Genomic DNA, 17,936 nt, shown 5'->3' on the forward strand with positions numbered 1-17,936 from the left:
CCCTATAATGGGACCACCTAATCGTACTTAAAACACAAATAACAAAGATAAGATTATGAAAAAAATACCACTACTAAGTTACATATTCTTTACTGTGCTGTGCTCTATCATAACTCAAGCGCACGCAGCAATTAAGTCAATTGATGAATTTACTACGCAAATGAATCATTTTCCGGGCTATTATTCGTTTTTTTACGATACCCAAAACGGAAAAGTATATTTAAAAGTTGATAAGTTTGAACAGCAATTTTTACTGCAGCAAAGCTTGCCTTACGGTATTGGCTCTAACGACATAGGCCTTGATAGAGGTCAGCTTGGTAATACTCACCTTGTGCAGTTTGAGCGTTTTGGCGACAAAGTAATGCTGCGGGCTGTAAATACTTACTATCGTGCCAACACAAGTAACAAGGCCGAACAGCAAAGTATTAAAGAAGCGTTTGCATCAAGTATACTTGCTGGTTTTAAAGTAGTCGCAGAAGATAAAGTCACAGCACTTATTGATTACACGCCTTACTTATTAAGTGATGTACACGGCGTAAGCCGCACACTTGCTGCACGTAAGCAAGGCAACTTTAGCCTTGATGAATCACGTAGCGCCGTTTATATGAATCGCTCAAAAGCATTTGTAAAAAACACCGAGCTTGAAGCTGTACTTACATTTAAAGGCACAAAACCAGGTGAATTTGTTCGCCAAGTAAGTGCCGACCCTTATGCGCTTACTGTTCATATGCATCATTCACTTATTCAATTACCAGATGATAACTACACGCCTCGTAAGTTTAATCCGCAATCAGGTTTTTGGAGTATAGAACATAAAGATTACGCAGCGCCGCTTGGTGAGTCTATGTATGTGCGTTATATACCGCGTCATCGTCTAAATAAAAAAGACTCAAGTTTACCTATTAGTGAACCTGTTAAACCAATTGTTTATTACCTTGATCCTGGTGTTCCAGAGCCCGTTAAAAGCGCTTTGCTTGAAGGTGGAAAGTGGTGGAACGACGCATTTACTGCTGCAGGATATAAAAATGCATTTATAGTAAAAGTGCTGCCAAGTAGCGCCGACCCTATGGATATTCGTTACAACGTCATTCAATGGGTACACCGTGCAACGCGTGGTTGGTCATACGGTAGTTCGGTAATCGACCCACGTACAGGTGAAATACTTAAAGGGCACGTAACACTCGGCTCATTGCGTGTTCGCCAAGATATTTTAATAGCCGAAGCACTCGCTGCTCCTTATTTAAAAGGCAATGAAGTTGCTAAAAACTTGCAAGCAATGGCGCTTGATCGTATTCGCCAATTAAGCGCACATGAAATTGGCCACACGTTAGGTATTTCTCATAACTTTGCAGCATCGGTAGGGGATAGAGCCTCAGTAATGGATTACCCACATCCGCTACTTAGTTTTAATGAACAAGGTAAGCTTGATGTAACGCGCGGCTATGCAACAGGCATGGGCGTGTGGGATACCCAAGTAATTAAATATGGCTATAGCGATTTTACTAACCAAGATGAAAGCGCAGAACTTGCTGCTATTTTAAAAGAGAACAAAGCCAAAGGCCTTGAGTTTATATCAGATAGTGATGCTCGTGCTAAAGGTGGCGCACATCCAACAGCTCATCTATGGGATAACGGCACTAATCCTTCTCAGGAGCTTTTACGAGTACTCGACGTACGTAAAAAAGCGCTTTCGCAGTTTGGTATTAATAATATTAAAACGGGCGATTCATTATCGCAATTAGAGGAAAAACTAGTTCCGCTTTATCTGTTTCACCGTTTTCAGGTTGAGGCTGCGGTTAAGCTTATAGCCGGTGTTGATTATGAATACGAAACACGCGGTAACTCACCCGTAAAAGGCGCACAAGTCGTTAATAAAAAAACACAGCAAGAAGCAGTAAACGCTATTTTTGCAACGCTTAAGCCAAGTAACTTATTACTTCCTGAATCTGTGTTATCGCTAATTCCGCCAAAAGCATATGGCGAGTCTAAATCGCGCGAGAGCATAGTTGGGCGCACAGGGTTAACGCTCGATGCAATGGCATTACCCGAGGTTGCAGTGCAGCACAGCTTGTCGCTTTTATTAAATGCACAGCGTTTAAATCGCTTAGCGCAGCAACAAGCGCGTAGTAATGACTTTTATAGTTTAGATGAGTTACTTGAGGAGCTATATAGCCAAGTGTTTAACGTGTCATCACCTAATACAATGACAGGTAAAATCACTCAGCGCGTGCAATTTTTAACTGCAAAAACCATGGCTGATTTAGTAGCAAGCGATAGTGCAAGCCCTGAAGTGCAAGCGCAGTTACGTTACTACTTAGTTAAGTTGAGTGAAGACTTTAACCAAAACTCAATGCTGAGCCATACAAGTACTGGCGAGAGTGCGTTTAAGCAATATTTAGCTGAGCAAGTAAATCAGTTTTTAATTAAAGGGCAATGGCCAAATAACTTTAAAGTACTGCCAATCCCACCGGGCTCACCAATTTAGAATAAAAAGTAGAAGCGCTTATTTTAAATCAATCATTTAATCAATCATAAAGCAAAACACCGAGTATATTTATACTCGGTGTTATTTTATTCTAAAAACGAATACGTACACTAAGACTTTATTTGCACTAAATCGTAATCGGCCATACCAGGTACTATTGCCTGTAAGCGAGACTCGGTTACATCGAGTGCATTTAAACATTCGCAATACTCAGAAGCTTTAAGCTCTAATTGATGCGCCTTTTTTTGTAGCGACTTATCAATTTCTCTTGAGATAATATCCATGCGTTGGCCCATGTCGTTAATACGATCTTCTATATTACCTTCGCGCGATTTAAACGCATCTCCGAGTGATACCAAAATAGCACCTAACGATCCATGCACTGCAGAGTGAATTTGCTGGCTGATCTCTTTAGTAAAAAAATCATCTATTTGCGAAAGTGATTGAGGGGCTATAAAAAAGAAGTCATCGCCGCGCTTAAACTTATCCATTAGCGCGCGCTCTACATACTTTAGTTGTGTTTTTAGTACTTCAGGCTCTTTATCTGACATACCTTCAACTACGTGTTCAATAGCGCTTAAACCTAAGTTAACACCATCGGTAGCAAGGTTTACTAATTCGGGGACTGTGTGGCGAATACCATTACTAAACTGTTCGAGTACTTTGCTTTCGTCATCGCTTAAATCAACCCAATAACCGCGAATAAATAGTTGGTTATTGTTATTAATTTGTACACGAGTCTGGCCTTTATCTAATATGCGAATCGCATCGTCAGTAATAATTAAACCATGACGTAATTCAACATCGCATTGGGCTTGAGCAAAGACACTGCTGCTTGAGAGCGCTATGGACAACGCCAATATCGAACGAGATAGAAACGCCATAAACACCTCAAAAAGACTAAAATGGAAGGCGAGTAGGTTAACAAAAAAACAACTTTATGCAAGGGAAAATAAACCTATCAACTATCTCACACAATAGCTGTATAGAGCGCAGCTTGAGTTTTTAGATACGGCTATGTTGAGAAAAATAGATAGCACAACAAAGGACTTAGTATAAAGCTAAAGAGGTAGTGTTAGCTCACATCTAAATAAGAACACGTGGTTTTAAAAATGAAGTTTAAAAAGATACAGCTATTTTGTTAATTAAGCTTTTAATAGCTGACTCCAAATTTACTCTGGAGTCAGCTTAAAAGGCTAGCGGTTAAAAGCCAAAATCTCTAGTGTGAAACTACTATTAATCGAATTGCATCAAGTTGTAACTGCGTTTTTTCAATATACGTAGTTAGGTCGTTGCGTTGCTTATCGTAGAAGGTAATTTCTTCTTGGCGAATATTCGGGTTAATCTGCTTAAGGGCAACAAGTCGCTCTTGCTCTTCACTGAGTGACGTTTGCATTTTAACAAGCGACGCTGCACGAATAACTTCAAGTTTTTCTTGTGCCATATCTTTAGCGGTAGTAATCATAGGGTGAACAGCACTTTGCAATGCACCTGCAAGTTTACTTGCTGTTTGGCGGCCAACGGCTGATAACTGCTGATTAAAGCCTTCAAATGCCACATTCTCACCTAAATTATTACCTGCTTTATCAAGCAATATACGAATTGGTGTAGGCGGTAAAAAGCGACCAACCTGTAATACTTTTGGTGCCATTGCTTCTGCAACAAAAATAAGCTCAACAAAAAAGGTACCAGGCGGTAACTTTTTGTTTTTAAGCAATGCAACCGATGCGCTACCAAAGTCGTCGTCACAAATCATATCCATGGTGCCTTGCACCATTGGGTGATCCCAACTAACAAAGTGCACGTCTTCTTGTGAAAGTGCCGTATCGCGATCAAAGGTGACGGTCATACCGTCTTCTTTAAGCGATGGGAATGATGGGTTTAACATATGCTCAGTTGGCTTTAAGATAATGGTATTTTCGCCTTTATCTTCTTGGCTTACGCCAAATGTGTCGAACACGTTGATCATGTAGCTTGGTAATTCAAACTGATTGTCGAGTTTTTCGATTTCAGCTACAAGTGAATCTGCAGCACCTTGACCCGATGAATGTAGCTCTAGTAAACGATCTCGTCCGCTTTCCATTTTTTTACGCAGTACTGCATTTTGCTGTGCTACTTGCTCAAGTAATGGATCGAGTTCGTCTTCATCGCAGTTATGCGCAGAAATATATTCAAGTAGATCATCACGGAACTCTTTATAAAGCATTTGGCCTGTTGACGAGGTAGATTCGAATGCATCTAGACCTTCGTTGTACCAACGTAGCAATACTTCTTGAGCGGTGTTTTCAAAATATGGCACATGAATGTTCACATCTTGTGTTTGACCTATACGGTCTAATCGACCAATACGCTGCTCTAGTAAATCTGGGTTCAATGGTAAATCAAACAACACTAAGTGATGCGAGAACTGGAAGTTACGACCTTCTGAGCCAATTTCTGAACACAATAATATTTGTGCATTATCGTACTCGTCTGCAAAAAATGCAGCAGCGCGGTCACGCTCAATAATAGACATACCTTCGTGAAATACCGATGCTTTAATTGCTTCGCGCTCACGCAGTATTTGCTCAAGGCTGATAGCTGTTTCAGCTTTAGCACATATAAGTAGTACTTTTTCGCGCTTAAGCGTTTTAAGAGTGTCGATTAACCAATCTACACGTGGGTCAAATAAACCCCAGCTTGCGCTTTCGCCTTCAAACTCTTGAAATATTTTTTCAGGAAAAAGAGCGCGGTGTGCACTTAGTTCAGGGTTTTGAATGCCGCCCATATTACCGAGAACCGACATAGCCGTTTTATACTGTTTTGGCAGTGCCATAGGGTAGGCGTGTAATTTACGACTTGGGTAGCCATCAATGCCGCTGCGGCTATTTCTGAATAATATGCGACCTGTGCCATGGCGATCGAGCAGCATGTTAAGTATTTCTTTACGCGCTGGTAAATCACCTTGCTGTGCTTTTTCAAGAATATCAGTAATATCGGTTTCTTTTAATAGCTCAATTAGCGTGGCTTTGGCTGTGTCGTCTAGCCCTTGCTCTTGCAGTAATTGATTTGCAGCTTCAGCAACGTCTTTATAATTTGCTTCTTCTTCTTTAAACACGTCGTAGTCGTAAAAGCGGTCAGGATCGAGTAACTGCAAACGTGCAAAGTGACTGCTGTGACCAAGTTGATCAGGCGTTGCGGTAAGTAAAATAAGGCCCGGAATATCTTGGCTAAGCTCTGCCATACGTTGGTACTCTGAGCTTGGCTTGCCGTTATTGATGCTTAGATGATGGGCTTCATCTATAACTAGTAAGTCCCAATCAGCAAGTGTTGCTTGTTCAAACCAACGTTTTTTCTTGGTTAAAAACTCAAGGCTGGTAAGTACTAGTTGCTCTGTATCGAACACGTTTGGAGAATCTGCAAACGCTTCGTCGCAGCGCTCTTCATCAAAAATAGAAAAATGTAAGTTAAAGCGGCGTAGCATTTCTACTAACCATTGGTGTTGTAGATTTTCTGGTACAACGATTAATACGCGGCTTGCACGACCACTAATAATTTGTTGATGTAAAATCATGCCCGCTTCAATTGTTTTACCAAGGCCTACTTCATCTGATAAAAGTACGCGTGGTGCAAAACGTTTACCCACTTCTTGGGCAATATAAAGCTGGTGCGGAATAAGATTAGCACGCTGACCAATTAAGCCCTTAATAGGCGATTGTTCACGTTCAAATTTATGTAACCACGTTTGGTAGCGAAGTGTATAGCGATCAAAACGATCTACTTGGCCTGCAAATAAACGATCTTGTGGTTTATTGAATTTAATAAAATGATCTAAAAAGGTTTCTTTAAGCTTGGCTGTTTCGCCGTTATCAACACGGGTGCCGTGATAACACAGTAATTCGCCTTGTACTTCAATAGACTCTACTTCTAATTCCCATTCTTCAACGCTTTTGATCACATCGCCAGGATTAAATGCCACACGGGTAACAGGTGCTTCTGCCGAAGAATAAACACGGCTCTCACCACTGGCAGGAAATAATATGCTGACCTGACGGCCTTCAATGGCAACAACGGTGCCTAATCCTAAATCTGACTCTGTATCACTGATCCAACGCTGACCTAAGGAAAAATTCATGTATGTCTCGTCTATGATGAAAAAGGCGGCTATGTTACCTGTAAGCTAACACCACTGCAAGGCGCTATTTGGCTCACTTTTAATTAATTTTGTAAGTGTTAATTATTACTATTAAAACAACTTGTTTATGACTCTTTTTTAGGTAAATCAAAACTAATTACAGTTTGTAATAAAACGGACTTTTATGACAAATAGACTAAACTTACATTATGCCTTGGCAATTAAGTATTGCAGGTTTAAGTTTTGCCCGTTTTACTTAGTTATTTTGGTATAGCATAAAAATCATAAAACGTAAGGAAAGTGCTATGGAAAAAGCTTCGAACCTTGAAAGTAAAATGTATGTGCTAGATACCAACGTACTACTTCACGAACCCCTCGCTTATTTGTCTTTTCAAGAACATGACGTTGTAATTCCGATGACAGTGCTTGAAGAGCTTGACCACATAAAAGACAGAAAACACGACGTAAGCCGCGATGCGCGCGTCGCTATTCGTGGATTAGATGAAGTACTTAAAAATGCAACGCCCGAGCAAATGCTACAAGGCGTGGCGCTGCCGAGTAACAAAAAGGCAAAAGCGAGCTCTGCAGGTACCCTCATTATTGTAAACGACCATTTATTTGCCGACTCCATTTCTGGTTTGCCTGGTAACGAAAACGACCATCGTATTATTAATTGCGCCGTGTATTTACAAAAGCAGCACAGTGATTCAAAAGTTATATTAGTAACAAAAGACATAAACATGCGTTTAAAGGCCAAAGGCGCCGGGCTTAAATATGTTGAGGATTATCGTACCGACCAACTTATTGACGATATCAGCTTACTCACTAGTGGTTATAAAAAAATTGAAGGTGATTTTTGGGACCATGTAGGGGAGTGTAATACCGAGCAACACGGACGAGATACCTTTCATCATGTGCCTAAAAATTTAATACCTGATGTATTTTGTAATGAATATTTACTTGATGGAGGGGATCAGTTTGCGGCGCGTGTTAAATCGTACGATGACGAGCACATAACGCTAAAAGATATTGGTGTTGAGCGTTTAATGCATCAACAAGCATGGGGCGTTAAGCCCAAAAATATTTATCAGGGAATGGCGCTTGATGCGCTGCTAGATACAAGTATTGAACTTGTTATTTTAACAGGACCAGCAGGGTGCGGTAAAACCTTGTTAGCACTTGCCAGCGCTCTTGAAATGGTCATCGAAAAAGGTATTTACGATAAAGTAATAGTCACTCGTAATACCCCAGAAATAGCAGAGTCCATTGGCTTTTTACCAGGCACTGAAGAGGAAAAAATGGCGCCGTGGCTTGCAGCCATTACCGATACGCTGGAGGTATTGCACAAAGGCGACGAAAATCCGATATCAAGCCGAAACTACATTATGGAGAAGGCTAATGTTCAGTTTAAATCGGTTAACTTTATGCGTGGGCGTAGCATACAAAATGCGGTGGTAATTCTAGATGAGAGCCAAAATTTAACGGCATCTCAACTTAAAACGATCATTACTCGCTGCGGCGAAGGTACTAAATTAATTTGTACGGGTAACTTGGCGCAAATAGATAGTAACTATTTAACGCCAGTAACATCGGGCTTAACGTACATAGTAGAGCGCTTTAAAAACTTTGAAGGCAGCGCAACTATAAACCTCAACGGTGTTGTACGTAGTCGCTTAGCGTCATTTGCAGAAGAAAATTTATAACTTGCGCTTAACAAATTGGCTCGATAGTCTATCGATTGATTTTCGAGCCAAATGGCAGGCAGTACATTGAATTTTTTACCTCTGAAGCATTATTATCGTTCATTATTTATTGCGCTTTTAGTGCCATTGATTGTCGCTTTTTTACTGTGCTTGCACTTATATAATATAAAGCTTGAGCGGGCGGTTGAAAAACGCGAAGCCGATTTTACGAATGTTTCAGCACAGGTTACTCACGGGATGGAGTCGGTGAGTAATCTACTCACCACCATGTTTAGCTTATACGAACAAACGACCTATCCAAAAGTAAACCAAAGCTTACTCGAGGGCATAAATCAATATGATGGTTACTATTACCGTCACTTTAGTGAGCAAGGCACTGAAATTGTAGGTAAGGGGGAGTTTGCGTTATCTGCTAAGGCATTAATGCAGTGGCAGCAGGCTATTACATTAGGGCCTTCGTTTAATACAACGCTTGCATTAATGCAGTCGTTGTCTGCTGTAGCATATGTTGATAATAATGGCTTTGCTTATGTAAGCAGGCGCAACAAAAGCCAAAGTTTAATGCTTACTGAAATTCTAAATGGAAAATTCAAGCCAAAATTTTCACCAAACAAACTTACTTCAAGTCCCATTGTTAAAGTGAATGATAAATCGTATTTTGCTATTGGCCGACAACGAAGCACCGGCTCAGCCGATTACATTATTTTGATTTATGATGTTCAGGCAATTTCTGGGTGGTTAAAAAAGGTTTCACCGAACAGTGGTGAATACGTTTTTATGAACCAATCACATCAAGTTATCGCCAGCTCTAAACAGTTAATAGAGCAAGCAACAGCATTAAAAAATTATTGGCCTGATTTGGCCCAGCACCATAGTAAAAAAACAGTCTTAACTAGTGATAGTAATTACTTTATGCAGCCAATGGATGAGTTACCTATTCACGCAGCATTTTACGAGCACAAACCCCAACTAATCAGCCCAATTAAGTATGAAATACTATTAGAGTTTGCATTTTTAACGCTATTTTTAAGTATTATGTTTGGCGTGTTTTTTTGGTTAAGTCAGCGCATTTTTATTAAGCCAATGACTCACTTAATGTCGTACCTAGAGAGTAACGGTACACAGCAAGAAGTGCAGCTCGATTATAAAGTACCGCTGAGCTGGCAGCCTTGGTTTTCTAAAGTGAAGCGTGTATTTACTAAAAACAAACAGTTAGTTGATTCATTACAAAGTGCAAATAAAGCTCTGGACGACCAGGTTCAGTTGCAATCAGAAAAACTAAGCCGCAGTTACGAAGCAAAAGAGCGCCACTTGGCTTTGCTCAACACTATGCTAAACAGTGTGCCAGATCTTATTTATTTTAAAAATATTGATGGATCATTCTTAGGATGCAATAAAGCATTTGAGGCGTACATCGGTAAAGATCAAACTGCATTAGTCGGTAAATATGTAGATGATTTAGGTGATAACGATCAACAAATAAATGCGCTTGAAAAACAAGTATTACAAAATAGAAACAGTGTCGAACAGCGAATAGAAACCGATAAAAAAACGTATCAACTTACTATTGCACCTTTTTATAACGAGCACCAACATCTGTTGGGGACTATGGGTATTGGTCGCGATATTACCGAACAGCAACAAGCATTATTGGCCTTAAAAGCATCAGAATCTAAATTTAGAAGTGCGATTGAATTTGCGGCTAACTGTGTGGTTTTACTCTCGCTTGAGCACACAATATTACAAGTAAATAAAGCGGCAAGAAAGCAGTTTTCTGAACAGCCAGTACTGGTTGGTGAGCAGTTAAAAGCATTGTTTGACGATACTCAATGGCAGCAAATAAAAAGCACTTTAGCGCAATTGCTAGATGACAAAAAACGCGTATACCACTTAACGCTTGCTCAAGGGCGCTTAACAAGTTGGTTGCAATTGAGTGTATCGCTTGTATGGGATGAAAACCGCGACCCAGCTTATTATGTTATTCACATTCAGGATGTGAGTGCATTAACTAAATCGAAACTAGATGCCGAACGAGCAACCCTTGCTAAAAGTCGCTTTATAGCCAATTTAAGTCATGAAATACGCACTCCTCTTAATGCTGTTTTAGGGCTGCTCGATATGCTTATTGAGCAAGGATTAACGCAAAAGCAATTACAACAAACGGATCAAGCTAAGCATGCAGCACAAAGCTTGTTGCTAATGCTCAATAGAATGCTTGATTTTGCACGCATAGAAAGTTCGCAAACCGATTTAAAACAAGCATCTTTTAGCATGGTTGAGCTGGTGGATATCTGCGAAAGTTTAACGGCTCCATTGTGCGAAGGAAAAGGTATTGAATTTGTTATTGATATTGACCCGTTAATAGCGCCTGATTTGATATGCGACAGTATTCGCTTACAGCAAATATTAGGTAATTTATTAACAAATGCTGTTAAGTTTACAAAAACAGGTTCTATCACTTTAAAAATGGAACTTATTGAAAGCGATAGCCTAGAGCAACAGCATATTTGCTTTAAAGTAATTGATACCGGTATGGGCATAGATGAAGCCGATCAGAGGCGTTTATTTGACGCCTTTACGCAAGGTGATGAGTCTTCAACACGTATACATCATGGTGTTGGGTTAGGTTTAGCGATTGTTAAACATGCGGTGTCATTAATGGGAGGGGAGATTGCTTTAAAGAGTAAAAAAGGTCATGGCTGTGAGTTTTACTTCAGCGTTAGTTTTTTGGTTGATACCACTAAAAATACGATGTTACCGACTAATACATTGGCTATTTTATCGGATCAAAGTAAAGAGCTTAAGCAAGTAACAAATGCTTATACAGAGCTTGCTAATATTAATTTAGATGAAGTACTCAAATACCCAATTAAGCTCTCTAATACTCAGCAAATAATAATCGATGCGGCCGATTTACCTGCACTTTTAAATGTTGAAGCAATTAATGATTCGTTATCAGCTAAAGAAACATCGGTAATTATTATTAATCATCAGCACACACTTAATTTACCAACAAGTGAGCATTTAGCTGCGCATCACGTTAAAGCCTCTGCATTGGGACAAAGGCTATTTAGCTTGAACTCTCAGCAACAGCCTAAAGCTAGTACCAATGCCGTAATATATAATACTGCTGAAACTAAAGTTGATATATCGGGTCTACTTGTATTAGCCATTGATGATAATCAACTTAATTTAGAAATAATTAGCAGTGTATTACGTCAAGCAAACGTAAGTGTTGTTACCGCTTTAAGCGCATCTATCGGCATGGAATTATTGCAAGTTTTAAAGCCTGACTTAATATTGATGGATGTGCAAATGCCGCAAATAGATGGCTGCCAAGCTACGGCATTAATTCGTCAACAGTTTGACGCAAAGCAACTGCCTATTTTTGCTTTAACGGCTCATTGTGAACCCGCTGATATTGAACGTTCTTTAAAGTGCGGTATGAATAAGCATTTAACTAAACCGGTTGTTGCTAAGGTACTTATTGATGCAATTGCCGATTTAAACTTAGTTAAACCAAGCTTTTTTGAAAAATCATTCGCATTAACGCAGTTTAGTATGGATGAAAAACTCCTCAATACAATGATTGGTAAATTTGCTAATTTATGCGAAACCCAGCTATTGCAAATAGAAGAAACAACCAATAAGGATGATTTGGTACGCTTAGTGCATAGTATAAAAGGTGTAGCAGGTAATTTAGGCTTTAGACGATTGTCTCACTGCGCTTTATTGTGTGAAAGAACACTTAAAACAACTAACAAGCCTGTTGAAATAACACTGAAAGAGCTTATTATGCAGTTAGAACAGGTAATTGTTTTTATAAAAGGGGTAGGGGCTAGGGATGTCGAAAAGAGCTAAAGTACTTATTGTAGATGATGATCCAATCAACAGATTAGTACTTGAAAAAACACTTAAAGTAGAACACGACGTATTCTTAGTTGAAAGTGGTGAAAAAGCACTGACCTTTGTAAAAACTGCGCAAGTTGATTTAATTATCCTTGATGTGATTATGCCAGGAATTGACGGCTATGAAGTGCTTGTGCAACTTAAAGAAAATCCGATAACTCAATCGATCCCCGTTATATTTATATCAGCTAATCGTAGCCATGACGACGAAGCTAAGGGCCTAGAGCTCGGTGCTATGGATTATATCACCAAGCCATTTAGCCCTTCTATTGTGCGTGTTAGGGTTCGTAACCAATTACTTATAAAGCAAAAAAATGATCTGTTAGAGATGCTAGCCTCAATCGACGGCTTAACTGAAATCCCAAATAGACGCTACCTAGACGAAAACTTAGCTCGTGAATGGCGCCGAAGTAAACGCAGTGGAACCCCGCTATCGGTGTTACTTATGGATATAGACCACTTTAAGCGTTACAACGATTGCTACGGACATCGTGCTGGCGATGAATGTTTAAAGGATGTTGCACAAGCACTCGCAGCTCAATGTGAACGTGGTAGTGACTTTATAGCTCGTTATGGTGGTGAAGAATTTGCAGCTGTATTACCTGGAATGAATAGGCATGAAGCTATGGAGTTTGCTAACAAATTACGCAATGCTGTAAATGCTTTGAATATAGAACATAAAGGCTCATTAAATGCAGACCACATCACTATTAGTATAGGTATTGCCACTACTCAAAGTGGAAAAGTGTATGCTGAGCAAGCGTTATTAGAAGAGGCCGATTTAGGCCTATATGCCGCTAAAGATGCAGGGCGAGATAGAATAGTTGCACTCTAAAAACTTAATATACAAAAACGCCAATATTCATATATTGGCATTTTTCGTATTAAACACTTTTTATTGGTTACTGCGTGATCATACCTAAAGCGGTTTCACCAATGCCCACTAACTTATCATTTTTAAATACAAGTGGCGTACATTCATCTTTCGTTGTTTTAGAATCTGAATGCTTGCTATGAGTTACATAAAAAAGTACTTGGTATACATCGTCATCTTTTTTTAATAGCTCTGTGAAATTAGGCGTTTTTAATTGCGTTAAAACAGATTGGTAACTGCTATCCATTTTTAGCTCTGATATAACTTCACGATTATTTTTATGTTGTGCTTGCCAGCTAGATGAATTCTTACCAGCCCAATGAGTCTCAGCTTCACCATCTGATACGGCAATAACACAGCCTGTTAAAAATGGAGCGATTAAAGCGGCTGCTAAAAGTGATTTTTTCATTTTTATTTACCTTAATAAGATTTTTAATTGGTTATTAGCTGTATTAAAGCAAAGAGTAGACCATATTTTTAAGTTGTTATTAATCAGTTTGTTAAGTGGGTTAAGCTGTTTTTATCTAATAAAATATTAAATGTATTAGTAAAAACAGCCATTTTTTAGCTTATTTGATTACTACAATAAAATCACTACACCAAGCGGTTACGTGATTCGCCTTTATTAAATGCAGCAATATTTAAACTTACTTCATTAATTAAACGCACAATAGATTCGGTGCTTGCCCATGCTATATGTGGAGTAAGTAAAAGGTTATTACCTTTGTAATTAGCAAGTGGGTTTGAAAGCTCAGCTGGTTCTTTAGTTAGTACATCAACACCGGCTCCAGCAATTAGGTTTTGCTCAAGCGCTGTAGCTAAGTCGGATTCGTTAATAATTCCACCACGTGCTGTATTAATGATTATAGCGCTTGGCTTCATCATTTTAAGCTCATTAAGTGCAATTAAATCACGTGTTTCATCTGTTAGCGGACAGTGTACGCTGATTATATCGGCTGTTTTAATGACGTCTTCAAAAGGCGTACGACCATCACGACATGCAACACCTTTGCGCTCTGCAACAATAACATTTGCGCCAAATGCCTCAGCCACTTTAGCAACGCCTTTACCTAGCGTACCACCGCCTATAATGGCAAATGTTTTACCTTGTAAGTCGTTAAAGCTGTAATCGAGTATGCAAAACATTTCACTTTTTTGCCACGCGCCTTGCTGGCAATCCGCCTGATAGCGGTGTGTGTTACCCAGTAAGTTAGTAATTAAAGAAAACGTATGTTGAACAACAGAAGGTGTTGAATAGCCAGCTACATTAGTTACGGCAATACCAAATTCTTTAGCGGCTTCTAGATCAACATTATTAGTACCAGTTGCACTTACACAAATTAATTTAAGCTGTGTAAGTTTGCTAATAGTGTCGCGATTTAAAACGGCTTTATTAGTGATTAATACATCAGCACCTTGGCAATGTTCAATAACTTGCTCTGGGCTAGTAAGTTCATAAGTCGTTAATTTACCAAGTTGTTCAATACCAGTAAGAGACGTTTTAGCTAACGTTGCGTTATCAATAATAGTAATGTTCATTATGAGCCCTAAAATAAGTGGATCTGAAAGAGTTAAAATCGTAAAAAGATGCCTACGATCCATCAAAAATCTAAAATACGAGCTTAAGGTACTACGAAAGAAAGGCTTTGTTAATGGTATTACTACCAAATGATTAGAGGGCTTTGTATTAGTGGTCTGCCCACTAGCAGATTGAGAACATGGTATTTTGCTAGACTGATCAGATTTTTGCACTTTTAAGCAAGCTCATGGTCATAGAAGGTAATTAAACTCGGCTTTAAAGCAAGTTGCTAAAAATAAAAATCGTTTTTTTGGTTATTTCGCATTTTAGATTGGCTGAGTTATAATCGGATATAGACATAAACGGTGCGCTTTGGCGTACCGTTTTTTAACATTGTAGATGTAGTAATGAGTGAATTAGAAGATAAATACGCAGATATACGCCCATACAACGACGACGAAGTTGCGGTGTCGCTTACACGTTTAATTAACGATGATGCGTTTATTGATGTAATAGCAAAGTATAATTTACCGCGCTTTTTATCGGCAGTGCCTTTTATTGCGCGTCCAATGGTAAGAAGTCAGTTACGCAAAAAATGGGGCAAAGTAAGCACCGTTGAAGATGTGCAAAATGAAGTGGCACAATACTTAGATAAACTAGTGAAACGCACCACATCAAAGGTTACCTTTTCTGGGTTAGAACAGTTAGATGCTAACCAGGCCTATTTATTTATTTCAAACCACAGAGACATAGTGCTTGATCCTGCATTAGTTAACTGGGGTTTATACCAACATAAAATGAAAACAGTGCGTATTGCTATTGGCGATAATTTATTGCAAATACCTTACATTACTGAGCTTATGCGTCTAAATAAAAGCTTTATAGTTAAGCGCTCTGCTAAAGCACCAAAAGAGATGTTAAAAGCACTGACTCAATTATCGTCATACATTTACGATTCTGTGGTCGGTGGAAATTCTATTTGGATTGCGCAAAAAGAAGGGCGTGCAAAAGACGGTTTTGATCAAACTGATCCTGCGCTTTTAAAAATGCTGCAATTAAATGGGCGTAAACAAAAGAAAGAGTTTGGCGATTATATTAAAGAGTTAAAAATAGTGCCTGTTTCTATTTCTTATCAATATGAGCCGTGTGCAATTGCTAAAGCCAAAGAGCTTTACCACAAGCAACATCATGGTGAGTACGTTAAATCGGCTGGTGAAGATATTGCGAGCATTGTTGAAGGCTTTAGTACTGCTAAAGGGCACGTGCATTTAGCATTTGGGCAACCAATTGAATCTAAATGTGATAGTGCTGAAGAGCTTGCTAAAACAATTGATAGGCAAATTGTTGATTCGTTTTATTTACACCCAGGCAATTACATCGCTGGTGGTTGTAAAGATGCGGTAATAGACTCTCCTGATACAGCGACATTTGAACAACGTTTAGCTTGTGTACCTGAAGAGTTAAAACCATTAGTGCTAGCTATGTACGCTAAGCCATTTCACCGTAAAACAGAGATAAATACTAATAGCTGTGAACATTAATACTCACAGCTCAATGAAATTAAGCAGCAATTAAATTGCTGCTTTTTTTTTGCTCAAAAATAACGCTATACTAATACCTCCTCTTCAACTGGGCGGTACTTATGCATGCAACAAATTGAAATATTTGATATTCCAAGTCCTTGCAAGAGTATTTGCTTAGTTAATAACAGAGGGTATTGCAAAGGGTGTTATCGTAGTCGGGATGAACGCTTTTCGTGGAATACCTTAACGAACGACCAAAAAAAGAAGGTGCTTAGTTTGTGCCAGCAGCGCTACAAACGTTATCTTCAAAAAAAGCAGCAAAATGCAGTGCCAAGCACACAGGCGCAGCAGCAAGGGTTCGACTTTTAAAAGCTTAATCCATACTTGGCTCTTAGTGCGTACACAGTGCCATTGTTAGTTAAGTTAATTAATGACATTTTAAGCTTTTCTACCAAGTTTTCATTACGCTTATTTAAATAATGATAAAGCGGATAAGTATTCAGCACTTCTTTTACAAAGCAACCTTGAGGTGAAGGTAGCTCATTGTTTTGCATTATAAAATTAATCATTAAAGCTCCCTGTACTTTTTTCTGAGCAAGCAAATTAAGTTGGGTATTCATGCTTTTAACTTTAATAATATTCCCTGCAAACTGTGTGCTTGCTAAATAATGTTCTTGGACAGGGTAGCCATCAACAATTGCGACGCTATCGAGCTGTTCTAAACTGCTAGGTAAACAGTTTTTATACAATACTAAGTCAAACTTAAAGAGCTCATAATCGACCCTAATTAAGTTTTCGTAATTTTTTTCAACACTTGCATCTCTTCCTAACTGCCCATCAAGTACGCCATTATTTGCAGCTAGCAAAGCATTTTGGTGGCTAAAATCGATTATATGTATTTTAAAACCGATATCTGCGTATGCTAACTTTAATAACTCTAAGGCATAATCAGCTTGTGGTGTACTTTGCGGACGATTAAAAGTGAGGTTGTATTGATGACTAAAACAAGAGGCACTAAAAAATAAATTTACCAATAATAACAAGATACTAAAATGTCTATTCATTATCAGTTCCAATTACTACAGAAATAAATAAAATAAGACGCGTATAATAACAAGGAGATTACCTCTTGCCCAGTTTCGGGGTTAATCAAATAATTTTAAAAGCGAATGAGGAAGTATTGTGAGTTTTAATTTATGCCTATTGCCACGTGAAGAAAAATACCAAATTCAGTTAGATTATGAAGCGTCTTTTTGGGCGTATCAAATTAAGCGAAATAAAAAAACGAGAGAGCAAGTTTATAATACAATCCATAGCCGTCCAATGGCTGAACAAATGGTTTTGAAGCAAAAATTTGAGCAATATTTAGCGCTAATGCTTAGCTAAGTGTTGATATAAAAATGTATACAGTTGAGTTGCTGGATGGGCTAAAAGTTCCACTCGTTAATAAATTTTATAAAAAACATAATGTAAGAGGGCGGGCTAATAAACAAGATAAGGTATGGGTTACTTACTATAATAATGAAATAGTTGCAGCATGTAGGCTGCAAGATAAAACAGAGTTTTTATTTTTATCTACCGTGTTTGTTGCACTGGAACATCGCGGTAAAGGTGTTGCTAAACAGCTATTATCAACACTCTTAAAGTCGCAAGATAAGGTGATTAATACCTTCGCATATAAAAACGTAGTTGATTTATATTGTGCTATTGGTTTTAACCAGGTGTTAACATATACTCTTGCTTTACAAGTACTTTTTGATACTTACAAACATCGAAATATAGTCGCTCTAGAGTACCCATAATAATAAA

13 protein-coding genes are annotated in these 17,936 nt (G+C 38.6%); 8 read left to right on the top strand and 5 right to left on the bottom strand.

Annotation, left to right across the window (positions count from 1 at the left end):
* The first annotated feature begins 55 nt into the window (after positions 1–55).
* On the top strand, positions 56–2,485 hold the full coding sequence (locus tag GQR45_RS03775; RefSeq protein ID WP_165725169.1) for a zinc-dependent metalloprotease: 2,430 nt from the start codon (positions 56–58) through the stop codon (positions 2,483–2,485).
* 110 nt (positions 2,486–2,595) lie between these two features.
* Here GQR45_RS03775 and GQR45_RS03780 read toward each other — a convergent pair whose 3' ends face one another.
* Positions 2,596–3,369 carry a YggN family protein gene (locus tag GQR45_RS03780; RefSeq protein WP_007581974.1) on the bottom strand — a complete coding sequence of 258 codons (774 nt, stop codon included), beginning with the start codon at positions 3,367–3,369 and terminating at the stop codon, positions 2,596–2,598.
* Positions 3,370–3,704: 335 nt separating this feature from the next.
* The gene (rapA, locus tag GQR45_RS03785; RefSeq protein ID WP_024609042.1) at positions 3,705–6,599 is read right to left on the bottom strand and encodes an RNA polymerase-associated protein RapA; all 2,895 of its coding nucleotides are present in this window, start codon (positions 6,597–6,599) and stop codon (positions 3,705–3,707) included.
* 305 nt (positions 6,600–6,904) lie between these two features.
* On the opposite strand from rapA, the gene GQR45_RS03790 reads away from it, so the two are divergent.
* Genes GQR45_RS03790 through GQR45_RS03800 form a run of 3 tightly spaced genes read left to right on the top strand, consistent with a single transcriptional unit; the run spans position 6,905 to position 13,046 of the window.
* Positions 6,905–8,302 (top strand): PhoH family protein, encoded by a 1,398-nt coding sequence (locus GQR45_RS03790; RefSeq protein WP_004335475.1) that lies wholly within the window; start codon positions 6,905–6,907, stop codon positions 8,300–8,302.
* A 51-nt stretch (positions 8,303–8,353) separates the two neighbouring features.
* Positions 8,354–12,163, top strand: a complete 3,810-nt coding sequence (locus tag GQR45_RS03795) for an ATP-binding protein (protein WP_206008528.1) — start codon at positions 8,354–8,356, stop codon at positions 12,161–12,163.
* Positions 12,147–13,046, top strand: coding sequence for a diguanylate cyclase (locus tag GQR45_RS03800; RefSeq protein WP_007581985.1), 900 nt, complete (start codon positions 12,147–12,149; stop codon positions 13,044–13,046). The genes GQR45_RS03795 and GQR45_RS03800 overlap by 17 nt, the downstream gene beginning before the upstream one ends.
* Positions 13,047–13,113: 67 nt before the next feature.
* Here the strand turns inward: GQR45_RS03800 and GQR45_RS03805 are convergent, their stop codons facing one another.
* Positions 13,114–13,494 carry a DUF3192 domain-containing protein gene (locus tag GQR45_RS03805; RefSeq protein WP_007586943.1) on the bottom strand — a complete coding sequence of 127 codons (381 nt, stop codon included), beginning with the start codon at positions 13,492–13,494 and terminating at the stop codon, positions 13,114–13,116.
* 185 nt (positions 13,495–13,679) lie between these two features.
* A complete protein-coding gene (locus tag GQR45_RS03810; RefSeq protein WP_165725171.1) occupies positions 13,680–14,624 on the bottom strand; it encodes a D-2-hydroxyacid dehydrogenase in 945 nt (314 codons plus the stop codon).
* Between the two features lie 387 nt (positions 14,625–15,011).
* Between GQR45_RS03810 and GQR45_RS03815 the strand changes: the two genes are divergently transcribed.
* Together GQR45_RS03815 and GQR45_RS03820 are read left to right on the top strand one after the other, a co-directional pair.
* Positions 15,012–16,145 (top strand): 1-acyl-sn-glycerol-3-phosphate acyltransferase, encoded by a 1,134-nt coding sequence (locus GQR45_RS03815; protein ID WP_165725172.1) that lies wholly within the window; start codon positions 15,012–15,014, stop codon positions 16,143–16,145.
* Between the two features lie 105 nt (positions 16,146–16,250).
* Complete coding sequence (locus GQR45_RS03820) at positions 16,251–16,496, top strand: DUF1289 domain-containing protein (RefSeq protein ID WP_007586940.1); 246 nt, start codon at positions 16,251–16,253, stop codon at positions 16,494–16,496.
* On the opposite strand, the gene GQR45_RS03825 is transcribed toward GQR45_RS03820, so the two are convergent.
* Entirely contained in the window at positions 16,493–17,191 is a 699-nt protein-coding gene (locus tag GQR45_RS03825) for a transporter substrate-binding domain-containing protein (protein ID WP_165722137.1), read from the bottom strand. The two genes, GQR45_RS03820 and GQR45_RS03825, sit on opposite strands and share 4 nt — an antisense overlap.
* Positions 17,192–17,309: 118 nt before the next feature.
* On the opposite strand from GQR45_RS03825, the gene GQR45_RS03830 reads away from it, so the two are divergent.
* Both GQR45_RS03830 and GQR45_RS03835 read left to right on the top strand, forming a co-directional pair.
* Positions 17,310–17,513: a DUF3283 family protein gene (locus GQR45_RS03830; protein ID WP_002962585.1), complete on the top strand. Its 204-nt coding sequence runs from the start codon at positions 17,310–17,312 to the stop codon at positions 17,511–17,513.
* A 14-nt stretch (positions 17,514–17,527) separates the two neighbouring features.
* Positions 17,528–17,929 (top strand): GNAT family N-acetyltransferase, encoded by a 402-nt coding sequence (locus GQR45_RS03835; protein ID WP_165725173.1) that lies wholly within the window; start codon positions 17,528–17,530, stop codon positions 17,927–17,929.
* The last annotated feature ends 7 nt before the right edge of the window (positions 17,930–17,936 follow it).

It is taken from the genome of Pseudoalteromonas sp. SA25 (genome assembly GCF_011378705.1).
In the GTDB taxonomy this organism is placed as follows: domain Bacteria; phylum Pseudomonadota; class Gammaproteobacteria; order Enterobacterales; family Alteromonadaceae; genus Pseudoalteromonas; species Pseudoalteromonas arctica.